Genomic DNA, 14,574 nt, shown 5'->3' on the forward strand with positions numbered 1-14,574 from the left:
AGGACCGGGGCTCAGCGCTTGTCCATCGGCACGTAATCGCGCGAGGCAGCGCCGGTATAGACCTGGCGCGGACGGCCGATCTTGGCTTCCGGATCGGTCTGCTGCTCCAGCCAGTGGCTGACCCAGCCGGCGGTACGGGCGATGGCGAACATCACCGTGAACATCTCGGTCGGAATCTTCAGCGCCTTGTAGATGATGCCCGAGTAGAAATCCACGTTCGGGTACAGCTTGCGCTGGATGAAGTACTCGTCCTTGAGCGCAGCCTCCTCCAGGCGCATGGCGACCTCGAGCAGCGGGTCGTTCACGCCCAGATCGGCCAGCACCTTGTGGCACATCTCGCGGATGATGGTCGCGCGCGGGTCAAAGTTCTTGTATACGCGGTGACCGAAACCCATCAGGCGGAAGCCGGACTCCTTGTCCTTGGCGCGGGCCACCGCCTTGGACACGTCCTCGGGCCGGCCGATCTCCTCCAGCATTTTCAGCACCGCTTCGTTGGCACCACCATGTGCCGGTCCCCAGAGGGCGGCGATGCCGGCGGCGACGCAGGCGTAAGGATTGGCGCCGGTGGAACCGACCAGACGCACGGTCGAGGTGGAGGCGTTCTGCTCGTGATCGGCATGCAGGATGAACAGCAGGTCCAGCGCCTTGGCCGCGACCGGCTTGAGCTGCAGCGGCTCGCTCGGCACCTCGAACATCATGTGCAGGAAGCGCTCGACGTACTCGAGGTTGTTGCGCGGGTAGCGGATCGGCCAGCCGATGGAGTGGCGATAGCAGGCCGCGGCGATGGTCGGCACCTTGGCGATCAGCCTGATCGCCGCCAGGCGGCGCTGCTCCGGATCGTCCAGGTCGAGGGTGTCGTGGTAGAAGGCCGCCAGCGAGCCGATCATGCCGCACAGCATTGCCATCGGGTGGGCATCGTGGCGGAAGCCGTGCAGGAAGCTCTTGAGCGCCTCGTGCATCATCGTGTGATGGGTGACCTCGTGCTCGAACCGGGCGAACTGTTCCCGGTTCGGCAGCTCGCCGTTCATCAGCAGGTAGCTCACTTCCAGGAAGCTGGAGCGCTTGGCCAGCTGCTCGATCGGATAGCCGCGGTACATCAGCACGCCCTGGTCGCCGTCGATGTAGGTGATGGCCGATTTGCAGCTGGCAGTGGCGGTGAAGCCCGAGTCGTAAGTGAAAAGGCCGGTTTCCTTCGGCAGCCTGGCGATATCCACGCAGGGCGCCCCGAGGGTGCCGTTGTGGACGGGAAGCTCGACATTCCTGCCGGCGGCGCTGAGCTGCACGCTCTTGATGTCGGACACGGGCGATCTCCTTGGTACGGCGCGACGCCCGCCCGGGACTGGGGAGGCGCGGCAGTCGCATATGGGGTCGGAAGGCCGCGCCCGAGGGGCGCCACCATGCGGCCAAGTATCGCACAGGGCGCCGACCGGAGTCAGTGACGGACGCCTGCAAACAGGCCCGCAACGCAGCCTTGCGCCGATGCTGCGACCCGGAAGGGCGGCCCGGAAAAGCGGAAGGCCGCCCGGAGGCGGCCTTCGTCGGCGCAGCCCGGCACGCCGCCGGGGAGGGCCCGAACTTACTTGGCGTAACGCTTGCGGAAGCGGTCGACGCGGCCGCCGGTGTCCACGACCTTCTGCTTGCCGGTGTAGAACGGGTGCGAAGCCGAGCTGATATCCACCTTGATCAGCGGATACTCGTTGCCGTCCTCCCACTTGACGGTCTCCTTGCTGGTCAGCGTGGACCGGGTCAGGAAAGCGAAGTCGGACGACAGGTCCTGGAAGACGACCGGGTGGTAATCGGGATGGATGTCGGCCTTCATGGCTGGAAGCTCCGCCGGGTCTGCATGGGAAAAGACGTGCATTATAGCCACGGCCGAACCCGGCCCGCAAGCCGGAAAAGCCCGGGATTCAGGCGCCGAGGGCCTGCCGCAGGCGGGCCTGGAAGGCCTCGCGGTCGTAATCCATCAGGATCCGGACCTTGTCCGGCAGGCCGGTGCGACGCTGCCAGTCCACCACGGTCGCGCCCCGGCAGTGCCGGCCCGCCAGTTCCACCGCCAGCGGCCGGGCTTCGACCCGGCGGGCCGCCCCGGGCTCCAGGGCCAGGGCCATGGCCAGGGCGTCGGCGCTGTGCCAGTCGCTGCCGCGACGTGATTCCGACCAGGCCCGGGTCCGGGCGGAAATGCCGGCATAGAAGCGGGCCCGATGGTCGCCCGCCGCCAACCAGCTTTCGAAAGCCCGGTGCGGAAAGCCGTGCCGCAGCACCGCCTCCCAGTCCACCAGTTCGAACACCGGGAAGGCCCTGAACACCACCTCGGCCGCCTCCGGGTCGAAGGCGATGTTGAACTCGGCCGACACCGAGGTGTTGCCCTGCCCGGTCACCGCCCCACCCATCACCACCAATCGGGCCACCCGCGCCGGCAGCTCCGGATCCAGGCGCAGGGCCAGGGCCAGGTTGGTCAGGGGCCCCAGGGTGACCAGCAGCAGCCGGCCGGCATGCTCGCGGGCCAGGCGGACGATGGCCAGGGCGGCGTGCTCGCTCTCCGGCAGCCGGGCCGCCGGCGCATAACCGGTGTCGCCGAATCCGTCCTGGCCGTGCACGTGGGCCGCGTCCTCGGCCGGGTGCACCAAGGGCACCGGGCAACCGGGGTAGACCGGCACGTCGACGCCGGCCACCTCGCATAGCTTGAGCGCGTTGGCAAGGGTGTGGCTCAGGCCGACGTTGCCGGCGGCAACCGTCAATCCGAGCACCCGATGCGCGGGATCGGCGAAGGCCATCAGCAAGGCCAGGGCGTCGTCCACGCCCGGGTCGGTATCGATCAGCAGGGGAATGCGGCGGTCCATGCCGGGATTATGCCCGCGCCGCTCAGGCACCGGCGTAGCGGGCGGCGCCGCCGACCCAGCGCTCGACCAGCCGATCGGCCAGGCGCGGATCGCTGGCCAGCAGCCCTTCCGCGGCACGGTGCACCTCCGGCAACAGCGCGGCATCGCGTATCGGGTCGGCGATGCGGAAGCTGGCCAGACCGGTCTGGCGCGTGCCCAGCAACTCGCCCGGGCCACGCAGATCCAGGTCCTTCTCGGCAATGACGAAACCGTCGCCGCTGGCGCGCATCACTTCCAGCCGTTCGCGCGCCATCTGCGACAAGGGTGGCTTGTACATCAGCACGCAGCTGGAGGCTTCCGCACCGCGCCCGACCCGCCCGCGCAACTGGTGCAACTGCGCCAGACCGAGGCGCTCGGCGTTCTCGATAATCATCAGGCTGGCATTGGGAACGTCCACGCCTACCTCAATCACCGTGGTGGCCACCAGCAGCTGCAGCTCGCCGGCCTTGAAGCGGGCCATCATCTCCTGCTTCTCGGCCGGCTTCATGCGTCCGTGCAGCAGCCCGATGCGCAGGCCGGGCAACTGCGCCTGCAGTTGCTCGAAGGTGGATTGCACCGCCTGCGCCTCCACCTCGTCGCTGTCCTCGATCAAGGTGCAGACCCAGTAGGCCTGCCGGCCTTCGGCGCAGGCGGCGCGGATGCGCTCCACCACTTCGCCGCGACGTTCGGCGCTGACCGCCGCCGTCGTCACCGGCGTCCGCCCGGGCGGCATCTGGTCGATCACCGAGACGTCCAGATCGGCATAGGCCGACATCGCCAGGGTGCGCGGAATCGGTGTCGCGGTCATCACCAGCTGATGCGGCACCTGGCTGCCGGCCAGGCCCTTGTCGCGCAGCGCCAGGCGCTGATGCACGCCGAAACGGTGCTGTTCGTCCACGATGACCAGGGCAAGACTGGCGAAGGCGACGTTTTCCTGCATCAACGCGTGCGTGCCCACCACCACCTGGGCCCGACCGTGGGCGATGTCGTCCAGGGCGGCCGCCCGCGCCCTGCCGGCCACCTTGCCGGCCAGCCAGGTCACCCGCACGCCCAGAGGTTCAAGCCAGACCCGGAAGTTGCCCAGGTGCTGTTCGGCCAACAGCTCGGTCGGCGCCATCAGCGCCACCTGCCGACCGGCCTCCACCGCATTGGCCGCGGCCAGCGCCGCCACCACCGTCTTACCGCTGCCCACGTCGCCCTGCACCAGCCGCAACATCGGCTCGGGCCGGGCCATGTCGCGGCAGATCTCGTCGAACACGCGCTGCTGCGCGCCGGTCAGCGCGAAGGCAAGCCGCTGGCGCAGGGCGGCCGCCAGCTTGCCGGGCGGTCGCACCGGCATGGCGCCAGACCGGCGCAAGGCAATGCGCTGCCGACGCAGGCTGAGGTGATGGGCGAGCAGCTCCTCCAGAGCCAGCCGGCGCTGAGACGGATGCCGGCCCATGGCGAAGTCCGCCATTGACACGTCCGGCGGTGGCCGGTGCAAGGTCAACAAGGCGTCGCGCAGGGTCGGCAGCCCGAGGCGTTCGCGCAGGCCGGCCGGCAGCAGCTCCAGCTCTTCCGCCGGCGGCAGCCGTTCCAGGGCCTTGCCTACCAGCTTTGCCAGGCTGGCCGGGCCGATGCCTTCGACCGCCGGATAGACCGGATCGAGCCGGTCCCGCCGCACCGGCCCTTCGTCATCGGCCAGCAGACGGTAGCTGGGATGGATCATCTCCAGCCCGCGTTGGCCAGGACGCGGTTCGCCATAGCAGACGATGCGCCGGCCGGGCAGGAACTGCGCGGCCTGGGCCCGGTTGAAGTGAAAGAATCGCAGCACCAGGGTCGCCCGCGAATCGTCCGACACGGCCACCCTCAGCATGGGCCGATAACGGAAGCCGCGTTCCACCGCCTCCACCCGCCCTTCGATCTGGGCCGGCCGACCTGGCGCCAGGTCCGCGATCGGGCTTACCCGGGTGCGGTCTTCATAGCGTCGCGGCAGATGCAACCACAGGTCCTGCAGGCTGGCCAGACCCCTGGCGGCCAGCTTCTCCGCCAGCTTCGGGCCGACGCCGGGCAGCCCGGCCACGGGCTCGGCGCCCGACGCGGCCAGCACCGGCGTCGCGGTGGTCCGGCGACGCGGCGACCCGGCCATGCTCAGCCCAGGACCAGGACCGCGTCCACCTCGACCCGGGCGCCGCGCGGCAGACCGGCCACCTGGATGGTCGAGCGGGCCGGGTACGGCGCCTGGAAGTATTCCGCCATCACAGCATTGACAGCGGCGAAGTCGGACAGGTCGGTGAGGTAGATGCCGACCCGGACCACGTCGTCCAGACCGCCGCCGGCCGCCTCGCATACCGCCTTGAGATTGTCGAACACGCGCCGCGCTTCGGCGCCGATATCGCCGGTGACCAGCTCGCCGGATGCCGGGTCGAGCGGAATCTGGCCGGACAGGAAGACGGTGTCGCCGGCGCGCACGGCCTGCGAATAGGGGCCGATGGCGGCGGGCGCGCGGTCGGTGCCGATGGCATTGCGGGGCATGGCGGAAAGCCTCGGTGCGGAGGGATGCCGCGATTGTAGGAGCGCCGGCCACGGCCGGGCCAGTGCGGATCAGACCCGCTGCACGCCGTGAACCACGCCAAGCCTGCGGATGCGCCGGATCACGTCGGCCAGGTGCTTGCGGTTGCGCACCTCGATGGCGAACTCCATCACCGACACCGTGACGTCGCGCTCGCGATACTCCACCGCGTCGATGTTGGAATTGCTCTCGGCGACCGCTGCCGCCACCTGCGCCAGCACGCCCGGCTTGTTATCCACCTCGATGCGCAGGGCCACCCGGTAGTCGCCCTGCACCTCCCGGTCCCAGGCCATCGGCACGCAGCGTTCGGGCGACTTGCGGTACTCGGCCACGTTCGGGCAATCGTTGCGATGCACCACCACGCCCTTGCCGGCGCTGAGGTAGCCCATGATCTCGTCGCCGGGAATCGGATGGCAGCAGGCGGCGAAGCTCAACACCCCGCGCTCGCTGCCGGTGATGAAGATACGCTCGCTGGCCGCCGGCACCGGCGCCGCCGGCGCGGCGGCGGCCTCGTCCTTGCCAAGCACCAGCAGGCGCGCCACCTGCACCGGCATGCGGTTGCCCAGGGCGATGTCGGCCAGCAGCTCCTCCAGGCGCGGGTAGCGCAGCTCGGCCAGCAGCGCCTCGAGGCGCTGGGCCGGAACCCGGTCCAGCGAACTCTCCAGCGATTCCAGCGCCCGGTCGAGCATGCGGTGGCCCAGATCCACCGCATCCTCGTGCTCCAGCCGCTTGAGGTAGTGCCGGATCGCCGTGCGGGCCTTGCTCGAGACCACGTATTCCAGCCATTGCGGCCCGGGCGCCGCCGAGGGCGCGGTGATGATCTCGACGCTCTGGCCACTGGCCAGCTTGGTGCGCAGCGGCACCAGCTTGCGGTCCACCCGGGCCGCCACGGCGTGGTTGCCCACGTCGGTGTGCACCGCGTAGGCGAAATCCAGGGCCGTCGCATTGCGCGGAAGGGCCAGGATGTCGCCCTTGGGCGTGAACAGATAGACCTCGTCCGGGAACAGGTCCACCTTCACGTTCTCCAGGAACTCCAGCGAGGAACCGGCCGCCTGCTGGCTGTCCATCAGGCTGCGGATCCAATCCTGGGCCCGGGCGGTGGCGGCGCTGCCGCCGGCGCCGCCGATCTTGTAGACCCAGTGCGCGGCGATACCGCGCTCGGCCACCAGATCCATGTCCTCGGTGCGGATCTGCACCTCCACCGGCGCGCCGTAGGGGCCGAACAACACCGTGTGCAGGCTCTGGTAGCCGTTGGCCTTGGGAATGGCGATGAAGTCGCGGAAGCGGCCGTCCAGCGGCTTGTACACCGAGTGCACCGCTCCCAGCGCCTGGTAACACTGACTGACCGTGGACACGACGATGCGAAAGCCGAACACGTCCAGGACCTGCTCGAGGCTTTTGTGCTCCTGGCGCATCTTGGTGTAGATGCTCCAGGGCGATTTCACCCGACTGACCAGCGTGTGCTTGAGGCCCTCCTGGGTCAGCCGCTGCGCCAGCTGGGCCTCGATGGTGGCCATGGCCTCGCGCCGCATCACCGGTTGCGAGGCGATGCGCCTGGCGATGGTGGCATGCCGGAACGGATACAGGGCGCGGAAGCCCAGATCCTGCAGCTCTGCCTTGATCCGGTTCATGCCCAGGCGCTGGGCGATGGGGGCGTAGATCTCGAGGGTCTCCCGGGCGATGCGCCGGCGCGATTCGGGCGCCATCGCGTCAAGGGTGCGCATGTTGTGCAGGCGGTCTGCCAGCTTGATCAGGATGACGCGCAGGTCGCGCGCCATCGCCAGCATCATCTTGCGGAAACTCTCGGCGGCCGCCTCCTGGCGATCGCGGAACTGCAGCTTGTCCAGCTTGGTGACGCCGTCCACCAGCTCGGCCACGGTCGGGCTGAAGCTGCGTTCGATCTCGCTGCGCGGAAGCGCCGTGTCCTCGAGCGCATCGTGCAATATGGCGGCGCACAGGGTCTCGGCGTCCAGCCGGAGCTCGGCCAGGATGCCCGCGACCGCCACCGGATGGGTGATGTAGGCTTCGCCGCTGCGGCGGATCTGCCCTTCGTGGGCGCGCGCGCCGATCTCGTAGGCGCGGCGCACCTGGACGATCTGCTCTTGCGTCAGGTAGTCGGCCAGGCGCGCCTCGAGCGCGCGCACGGCCTCCGGGCACGGGTCCGGGCACGGTCCGGCTGCGGCGAGCTGCGGCGGCGAGAACGAAGACATGACGGCAGCCTACGCGGCCGCCCATGCGCCATCAATGCGGGCCTACGTCGCCGGGCGCCGATACCCGGGCGCGCCCGATTCGGGTCGCCCTGCCCGCGGTCGCCAGCCGTCGGTGGAAGGGCCGTCCGCCGGCCGGCCCGGGGCGATCAGAGATCGTCGCCGCCCTTGGACAGGTCGTCGTCCACAACCTCTGCGGCGGCCCACTCCAGGGCCTCGCGCTCGGCGCGCTCGCGCTCGATCCGGTCGACCTCGTCGATCATGGCCTGATCGACCTTGCGGGCGGCGATCTCGCGCAGGGCCAGCACGGTCGGCTTGTCGTCGTTTCCGCTGTTGTCCAGGGCCGGCTCGGCGCCCTTGGCCAGCTGGCGGGCACGCCTGGACGCCATCAGGACCAGCTCGAAGCGGTTGTCCACCACGGACAGGCAGTCTTCAACGGTGATACGGGCCATGGGGCTCTCCTGCCGGGCCGGCATCGGGCCGGTCACGGCAAATCAATGGGTTACGCGAACCGCGCATTTTACGCCCCGGCACCGGCCGGGCGCAACGGCCCGCCGTTCAGGCCAGCAGCTCGCGGATCAGGGCGGCGTGGCGCCTGGCCTGGACGTCCCGGCGCAGCCGGGTGGCCACGAAGATGGCGCGCAGCTCCTCGGCGGCGGTATCGAAATCCTCGTTGACGATCAGGTAGTCGAACTCGCCGTGGTGGGACATTTCCTCCCGCGCCGCGGCCAGGCGCCGGGCGATGGTCTCCTCGCTGTCCTGGCCGCGCTTGCGCATCCGGGTCTCCAGGGCCTGGCGCGAGGGCGGCAGGATGAACACGCTGACGCAGTCCGGCACCTTCTCCCGCACCTGGCGCGCGCCCTGCCAGTCGATTTCCAGCAACACGTCCTTGCCGGCGGCCAGTTGCGGCTCCACCGACTGCCGGGCCGTGCCCTTGTAGTCGCCGTGCACCAGCGCGTGCTCGAAGAAATCGCCGGCCGCGACCATGCGCTCGAACTCCTCCTTCGATACGAAATGGTAGTGCTGGGCATGCCGCTCGCCCGGACGCGGCGGCCGCGAGGTGAAGCTGATGGACAGGGCGATGCCCGGCTCCTTCGCCAGCACGGCGTTGACCAGCGACGACTTGCCGGCGCCGGAGGGCGCCGCGACGATGAACAGCGTACCGCGGGTCGGGTTCATTCGAGGTTCTGCACCTGTTCGCGCAGCTGTTCGATCAGCACCTTGAGCTCGACCGCCGCCTGGCTGGTGCGCGCGTCCACCGACTTGCTGCCCAGGGTGTTGGCCTCGCGGTTGAACTCCTGCATCAGGAAGTCCAGCCGCCGGCCGACCGCCTCCGGCAGGCCGAGCACGCGACGGGCCTCGGCGACGTGGGTCTGCAGCCGGTCCAGCTCCTCGTCCACGTCCATCTTCTGCAGGTTCAGCACCACCTCCTGCTCCAGCCGGCCCGGCTCCAGCGGCAGCTTGAGGTCGGCCAGACGGCTTTCCAGCCGGGCGCGCAGGGCGACGCGGATATCCGGCAACCATTCCCGGACCTGGACGGTGATGCGCTCGATCATGTCCAGGCGCTCGCGCATCAGCGCGGCCAGCTTGGCGCCCTCGCGCTCGCGGGCAGCGACGAACTCGGCCAGGGTTTCGTCCAGCAGGGCCAGCGCCTCGGCCTGCAGCCCGGCCTGGTCCAGCGGCTCTTCCTCGACCACGCCGGGGTAGCGCAGCAGCTCGATGAAGTCGGTGCGCAGACCCGGGAAACTGGCATTGGCCCATGTCGCCAGCCGGGACAGTTGGTCCAGCAGGGGCTCGTTCACCCGAAGCTCGGTGCGGGCGCCGGGGTTGGGCCGGAAACGCAGCACCAGATCCAGCTTGCCGCGCGCCACCTTTTGCGCCACCCGTTCGCGCAGGGCCGGCTCGATGGCGCGCAGCTCCTCCGGCAAACGCAGTCCCAGCTCGTGGAAACGGTGGTTCACTGCGCGCAGCTCGCAGGTCAGCGTGCCGCCGGTGGCGGCGCGCTCGCGGGCGGCGAAGGCGGTCATGCTGCGGATCATGCGGATTCCCGGTCGGGGCAGGGGCGAATGGTAATCTAGCCGGCCGAGAATTGCCGGAACCGCCCATGCCCGCATTCACCCGTCCGAGCGGCCGCGCGCCCGACCAGATGCGCGAGGTCAGCCTGCAACGCCGTTTCACCCGGCACGCCGAAGGCTCGGTGCTGGTCAGCTTCGGCGACACCCGCGTGCTGTGCACCGCCAGCGTCGAGGACAAGGTGCCCGGTTTCCTGCGCGGCAAGGGCGTGGGCTGGGTGACCGCCGAGTACGGCATGCTGCCGCGCGCCACCCACACCCGCGGCGAGCGCGAGGCGGCACGCGGCAGGCAGGGCGGCCGCACCCTGGAGATCCAGCGCCTGATCGGCCGCGCCCTGCGCGCCTGCGTGGACCGCGGCCTGCTGGGCGAGCGCACCATCACCCTGGACTGCGACGTGCTGCAGGCCGACGGCGGCACCCGCACCGCCGCCATCACCGGCGCCTACGTGGCCCTGGTGGACGCGGTGCAGGGCCTGCTCGACGCCGGCGCGATCAGGCCGCCGGCCGGCCGCTCGCCGGTCATCGGAGCGGTGGCGGCGGTCTCGGTCGGTCTTTACCGCGGCGTGCCGGTGCTGGACCTCGACTATGCCGAGGACAGCGATTGCGACACCGACATGAACGTGGTCATGAACGACGGCGGCGGTTTCATCGAGCTGCAGGGCACCGCCGAGGGCCACGCCTTCCGCCGCGACGAACTCGAGGCCCTGCTGGGGCTGGCCGAAAAGGGCGTAGCCGAGCTGATCGCGCACCAGCGCGCCGCCCTGGCCGGGGGCTGAATGTCCGGGCGGCTGGTCCTGGCGACCTCGAACACCGGCAAGCTGGCCGAACTGCAGCCCTTGCTGGCCGAAGCCGGCTTCGCCCTGGTGGCCCAGGGCGAGCTCGGCGTTCCGGACGCCGAGGAAACCGGCCTGAGCTTCGTCGAGAACGCCCTGCTCAAGGCCCGCCAGGCCTGCGAGGCGACCGGCCTGCCTGCCCTGGCCGACGATTCCGGCCTGGTGGTGCCGGCCCTGGGCGGTGCGCCGGGTCTGTACAGCGCCCGCTACGCCGGCGGCCACGGCGACCACGCCGCCAACATCGCCAGGCTGCTGGCCGAACTGGCCGGCCGGAGCGGCGCCGACCGGCGCGCGCATTTCTACTGCGTGCTGGTTCTGCTGCGACACGCCCGCGATCCGCAGCCGCTGATCGCCGAGGGCACCTGGGACGGCCGGATCCTGGAAGCGCCGCGCGGCACCGGCGGCTTCGGCTACGACCCGGTATTCCTGCCGGACGGACACGAACGCTCGGCGGCGGAACTGGCGCCGGAACTGAAGAACCGGATCAGCCACCGCGGCCAGGCCATCGCCCGCCTGCGCGAACGCCTGCGCGAGATCTGACCGATGCTGGTCCCGCCGCCGCTGGCCCTGTACATCCACATTCCGTGGTGCGTGCGCAAATGCCCGTACTGCGACTTCAACTCGCACGGGCTGAGCGGCGAACTGCCGGTGCGCAAGTACGTCCAGGCTCTGGTGCGCGATCTGGAACAGGACCTGCCGCTGGTCTGGGGCCGTAGCGTGCACAGTGTGTTCTTCGGCGGCGGCACGCCCAGCCTGTTCCCGCCGGCCGCCATCGCCGAGATCCTCTCGGCCTGCTCGGCCCGACTGCGTTTTGCGCCTGACGCCGAGATCACCCTGGAATGCAATCCGGGCACGGCCGAACACGGCCGCTTCGCCGCCTATCGCGAGGCCGGCGTGAACCGGATCAGTTTCGGCATCCAGAGCTTCGACGACGGCTGCCTGCGCCGGCTCGGCCGCATCCACGACAGCGCCGAGGCCGAGGCGGCGGTAAAGTCGGCCCAGGACGACGGCCTGGACAACCTCAACCTCGACCTGATGTACGCCCTGCCCGGGCAGGACCTGGGCATGGCCCTGCGCGACGTCGAGCGCGCCGTCGCCCTGGCGCCGGCGCATGTCTCGCACTATCACCTCACCCTCGAGCCCAACACCGTGTTCGCGGCGAAACCGCCCGAGGGTCTGCCCGACGAGGACGCGGCCTGGGACATGCAGGACGCCTGCATCGCCCGCCTGGCGCATGCCGGCTACGCCCAGTACGAGGTCAGCGCCTACGCCCGGCCCGGCCGGCAATGCCGGCACAATCTCAACTACTGGCGTTTCGGCGACTATCTGGGCATCGGCGCCGGCGCCCACGGCAAGCTGAGTCTGGGCGCCAGCGGCGAGATCCGTCGGCGCTGGAAAGTGAAGAACCCGCGTGACTATCTGGCGACCGCCGGCACCCCGGCTTCGATCGGCGGCGACGACCCGATCGCTCCCGAGGACCGTCCCTTCGACTACATGCTCAATGCCCTGCGTCTGGTGGACGGATTTTCCCTGCATGACTTCGAGGCGCGCACCGGCATGCCGCGCTCCGGCATCTCCGCCGAACTGGACACCGCCATCAGCCGCGGCTGGCTGCAGGTCGAGGGCGATACCGTGCGGCCGACCACCATGGGCCGGCGCTTCACCAATGACGTGATCGGCCTGTTCCTGCGCGGCTGAGCCTCGCGCGGCGGACCCCTGCAACGCCAGTCCCTCCGCCGATGCCGCACCTGCGGTTTCCGCGCCGCCGGGCCAGCCCTGCCACCGGCGCCCGTCTTCATCTACACTTCCCCTGCCCCAGGTGCTCGGGAAGCCGGTCCGAATCCGGCGCTGCCCCCGCAACGGTAGGCCTGCGAAACCGTCCAACACGCCACTGTGCTCCGGCATGGGAAGGCGGACGGCCCGGCGCGAGATTCCGCGCCCGCAGGCAAGCCCGGAGACCGGCCTGGGGTCTGGCGGCCGCCCCCGCGCGGCCGTCCGCAGGCACGTCGCGGAGGGCGACGGGGCAGCGATGCCGGCGCGTCCGCGCTGGTCTTGCGCCTCTCCCTTCCGCGCACTGCCCCGAGCCGCGGGTGAGCGAACCAGGAGAGCCGCAACGATGCACCATGCCCACCGACCCGCCGCGCTGGCCGCGGCGATCGCCCTGTCCCTCCTGCCGGCAACCGCGCCGGCCCAGGACGCACGCACCCTGGACGCCGTCCAGGTCACCGCCAGCCGCGTCGAGCGTCCGCTGGCCGATACGCCGGCCTCGGTCACCGTGCTGAGCAGGGCCGATATCGAGCGCAGCCAGGCTCCCGACCTGATCGACCTGCTGGCCCGCCAGGCCGGCGTGGACGTGGCCCGCACCGGCGGCCCCGGCAGCGCCAGCACGGTGTTCCTGCGCGGCGGCAATGCCACCCATGCGCTGGTGCTGGTGGATGGCATCCGGGTGTCCTCCACCGGCCAGGGCGTGTTCGATTTCGCCCACCTGCCCCTGGACCTGATCGAACGCATCGAGATCGTGCGTGGCCCGCGCGCGGCGATCTGGGGTTCGGACGCCATCTCCGGCGTGATCCACATCTTCACCCGCGACCCGTCCGAAGCCTCGGCGCGCCTGCACGCCGGCAGCTACGGCCGCTACGGCGCCAGTGCCGGTTTCGGCGTCGGCGACGACGACCACGGCTTCGGCGCCAGTGCCGGCTACGGGCGCCTGCGCGGCTTCTCGGCCACCAACGCCCGCGCCTTCGCTTTCGATCCGGACCGCGACGGCTACGAGAACCGCAATCTCGGCCTGCGTGGCCATACCGCCCTGGGCGGCCAGCGCCTGGGCTTCAGCGCCGTCCTCACCGACGCCGACGTGGAGTTCGACCAGGGCGTCACCGCCGCCCGCAACGCCTCCGGCGGCCTCACCCTGGGCGGCCCGCTGGGCGGCGGGCGCTGGCGCCACCTGCTCACGCTCGGCCACGCCCGCGAGGACCTCGATTCGCAAGGCGGCTTTCCAAACGGCTTCCACAGCCGCAGGCACAGCCTGGACTGGGTCAACAGCCTGGACGTCGGCGGCGGCGTGCTCAATCTCGGCCTGAACGCCCAGCGCGAGCGCGGCGAATCCTGGGACGGCTTCAATGGCCGGGTGTTCGACCGCGAACGCGAAAGCCGGGCCGTGTTCGCCGGCTGGGGCGGCCGGTTCGGCGCGCACGTGCTGGACCTGTCAGTCCGCCACGACCACAGCGACCAGTACGGCGGCGCCGGCACCGGCCAGCTGGGCTGGGCCATGGATCTGGGCGAACGCTCGCGGATCCGGCTGTCCTGGGGCGAGGGCTTCCGGGCGCCCAACTTCAACGAGCTTTACTACCCGGACTTCGGCTTCGGTTTCGCCGGCAATCCCGACCTCGAGCCCGAACGATCGGAAACCTGGGAAGCCGGCTGGGATGTCCGGCCGGCCGACGGGCACCGGCTCGGGCTGTCGCTGTTCCGCACCCGGGTCCGCAACATGATCGCCTTCGCCGCCCCCGGCACCAACAACGCCATCAACATCGCCCGCGCGCGCATGGAGGGCGTCGAGCTGGACTACCGCTTCGAGCGCGGTCCGTTCAGCGCCGGCGGCAACCTGGCCTGGCTGGATGCGACGGACGCGGACACCGGTCTGGCGCTGTTGCGCCGGGCCAGGCGCAAGGCGCACGTCGAGCTGGGGTATCGCCTTGGCAACGGCCTGGAGCTGGGCCTGGACGGCGACTACGTCTCTTCCCGTCGCGACGTCGGCGGCGACGTCGGTGCCTATGCGCTGGCGCACCTGCGGCTGAGCTGGCCGATGACCGATGGCTGGCGGCTGGAGGCGCGGCTAGAGAACCTAACGGACCGGGACTATGAACTGGTGCGCGGTTACGAGACGCCGGGTCGCAGCGGCGTGCTGAGCCTCGTCTGGAACGGCAGTTGAGCCCCTGACCGGCCAGGCGGAGTGCGGGCCGGCTGACCGGCCCCGCCTCCGAGGTGACGCCGGCAAGCCGATTTCGACACCCTGCTAGGCGCGGGCGGCGTGCTGTGCCTAGAATCCGGTCG

The 14,574-nt window shown here is 70.5% G+C and carries 13 protein-coding genes and 1 riboswitch; of the genes, 4 read left to right on the top strand and 9 right to left on the bottom strand.

What is annotated here, in order from left to right; genetic code table 11:
* Positions 1 to 11: 11 nt before the first annotated feature.
* The 9 genes from F0415_RS05205 to F0415_RS05245 all read right to left on the bottom strand — a co-directional run bounded on the left by F0415_RS05205 (position 12) and on the right by F0415_RS05245 (position 9,655).
* Positions 12 to 1,301 (bottom strand): citrate synthase, encoded by a 1,290-nt coding sequence (locus F0415_RS05205; RefSeq protein ID WP_149860141.1) that lies wholly within the window; start codon positions 1,299 to 1,301, stop codon positions 12 to 14.
* A 275-nt stretch (positions 1,302 to 1,576) separates the two neighbouring features.
* On the bottom strand, positions 1,577 to 1,819 hold the full coding sequence (locus F0415_RS05210; protein WP_149860142.1) for a type B 50S ribosomal protein L31: 243 nt from the start codon (positions 1,817 to 1,819) through the stop codon (positions 1,577 to 1,579).
* A gap of 88 nt (positions 1,820 to 1,907) precedes the next feature.
* Entirely contained in the window at positions 1,908 to 2,840 is a 933-nt protein-coding gene (locus F0415_RS05215; protein WP_149860143.1) for a nucleoside hydrolase, read from the bottom strand.
* Between the two features lie 22 nt (positions 2,841 to 2,862).
* Positions 2,863 to 4,986: an ATP-dependent DNA helicase RecG gene (gene recG, locus F0415_RS05220; protein ID WP_149860144.1), complete on the bottom strand. Its 2,124-nt coding sequence runs from the start codon at positions 4,984 to 4,986 to the stop codon at positions 2,863 to 2,865.
* A gap of 2 nt (positions 4,987 to 4,988) precedes the next feature.
* Entirely contained in the window at positions 4,989 to 5,372 is a 384-nt protein-coding gene (locus tag F0415_RS05225) for a RidA family protein (protein ID WP_149860145.1), read from the bottom strand.
* A gap of 69 nt (positions 5,373 to 5,441) precedes the next feature.
* Positions 5,442 to 7,619 (bottom strand): RelA/SpoT family protein, encoded by a 2,178-nt coding sequence (locus tag F0415_RS05230; protein WP_149860146.1) that lies wholly within the window; start codon positions 7,617 to 7,619, stop codon positions 5,442 to 5,444.
* Positions 7,620 to 7,765: 146 nt separating this feature from the next.
* On the bottom strand, positions 7,766 to 8,068 hold the full coding sequence (gene rpoZ, locus F0415_RS05235) for a DNA-directed RNA polymerase subunit omega (protein ID WP_149860147.1): 303 nt from the start codon (positions 8,066 to 8,068) through the stop codon (positions 7,766 to 7,768).
* Between the two features lie 106 nt (positions 8,069 to 8,174).
* Positions 8,175 to 8,795 (bottom strand): guanylate kinase, encoded by a 621-nt coding sequence (gene gmk / locus F0415_RS05240; RefSeq protein ID WP_149860148.1) that lies wholly within the window; start codon positions 8,793 to 8,795, stop codon positions 8,175 to 8,177.
* Positions 8,792 to 9,655 (bottom strand): YicC/YloC family endoribonuclease, encoded by an 864-nt coding sequence (locus F0415_RS05245; protein ID WP_149860149.1) that lies wholly within the window; start codon positions 9,653 to 9,655, stop codon positions 8,792 to 8,794. Before F0415_RS05245 ends, gmk begins: the two co-directional genes overlap by 4 nt.
* A gap of 65 nt (positions 9,656 to 9,720) precedes the next feature.
* Between F0415_RS05245 and rph the strand changes: the two genes are divergently transcribed.
* The 4 genes from rph to F0415_RS05265 all read left to right on the top strand — a co-directional run bounded on the left by rph (position 9,721) and on the right by F0415_RS05265 (position 14,452).
* Positions 9,721 to 10,464 (top strand): ribonuclease PH, encoded by a 744-nt coding sequence (gene rph, locus F0415_RS05250; protein ID WP_149860150.1) that lies wholly within the window; start codon positions 9,721 to 9,723, stop codon positions 10,462 to 10,464.
* Positions 10,465 to 11,061: an RdgB/HAM1 family non-canonical purine NTP pyrophosphatase gene (gene rdgB / locus F0415_RS05255; RefSeq protein ID WP_149860151.1), complete on the top strand. Its 597-nt coding sequence runs from the start codon at positions 10,465 to 10,467 to the stop codon at positions 11,059 to 11,061.
* A gap of 3 nt (positions 11,062 to 11,064) precedes the next feature.
* A complete protein-coding gene (gene hemW / locus F0415_RS05260; RefSeq protein WP_149860152.1) occupies positions 11,065 to 12,219 on the top strand; it encodes a radical SAM family heme chaperone HemW in 1,155 nt (384 codons plus the stop codon).
* 102 nt (positions 12,220 to 12,321) lie between these two features.
* Positions 12,322 to 12,502: riboswitch (cobalamin riboswitch) on the top strand.
* 135 nt (positions 12,503 to 12,637) lie between these two features.
* Positions 12,638 to 14,452, top strand: a complete 1,815-nt coding sequence (locus F0415_RS05265; RefSeq protein WP_188310295.1) for a TonB-dependent receptor domain-containing protein — start codon at positions 12,638 to 12,640, stop codon at positions 14,450 to 14,452.
* The last annotated feature ends 122 nt before the right edge of the window (positions 14,453 to 14,574 follow it).

It is taken from the genome of Arenimonas fontis (genome assembly GCF_008386465.1).
Classification (GTDB): domain Bacteria; phylum Pseudomonadota; class Gammaproteobacteria; order Xanthomonadales; family Xanthomonadaceae; genus Arenimonas; species Arenimonas fontis.

What these genes read in the sequence shown, in the direction of transcription:
- rdgB (WP_149860151.1), top strand. Translation starts at nt 10,465, where the DNA reads ATGTCCGGGCGGCTGGTCCTGGCGACCTCGAACACCGGCAAGCTGGCC.
- gmk (WP_149860148.1), bottom strand. Translation starts at nt 8,795, where the DNA reads ATGAACCCGACCCGCGGTACGCTGTTCATCGTCGCGGCGCCCTCCGGC.
- F0415_RS05230 (WP_149860146.1), bottom strand. Translation starts at nt 7,619, where the DNA reads ATGTCTTCGTTCTCGCCGCCGCAGCTCGCCGCAGCCGGACCGTGCCCG.
- F0415_RS05245 (WP_149860149.1), bottom strand. Translation starts at nt 9,655, where the DNA reads ATGATCCGCAGCATGACCGCCTTCGCCGCCCGCGAGCGCGCCGCCACC.
- rph (WP_149860150.1), top strand. Translation starts at nt 9,721, where the DNA reads ATGCCCGCATTCACCCGTCCGAGCGGCCGCGCGCCCGACCAGATGCGC.
- F0415_RS05265 (WP_188310295.1), top strand. Translation starts at nt 12,638, where the DNA reads ATGCACCATGCCCACCGACCCGCCGCGCTGGCCGCGGCGATCGCCCTG.
- hemW (WP_149860152.1), top strand. Translation starts at nt 11,065, where the DNA reads ATGCTGGTCCCGCCGCCGCTGGCCCTGTACATCCACATTCCGTGGTGC.
- F0415_RS05225 (WP_149860145.1), bottom strand. Translation starts at nt 5,372, where the DNA reads ATGCCCCGCAATGCCATCGGCACCGACCGCGCGCCCGCCGCCATCGGC.
- recG (WP_149860144.1), bottom strand. Translation starts at nt 4,986, where the DNA reads ATGGCCGGGTCGCCGCGTCGCCGGACCACCGCGACGCCGGTGCTGGCC.
- rpoZ (WP_149860147.1), bottom strand. Translation starts at nt 8,068, where the DNA reads ATGGCCCGTATCACCGTTGAAGACTGCCTGTCCGTGGTGGACAACCGC.
- F0415_RS05215 (WP_149860143.1), bottom strand. Translation starts at nt 2,840, where the DNA reads ATGGACCGCCGCATTCCCCTGCTGATCGATACCGACCCGGGCGTGGAC.
- F0415_RS05210 (WP_149860142.1), bottom strand. Translation starts at nt 1,819, where the DNA reads ATGAAGGCCGACATCCATCCCGATTACCACCCGGTCGTCTTCCAGGAC.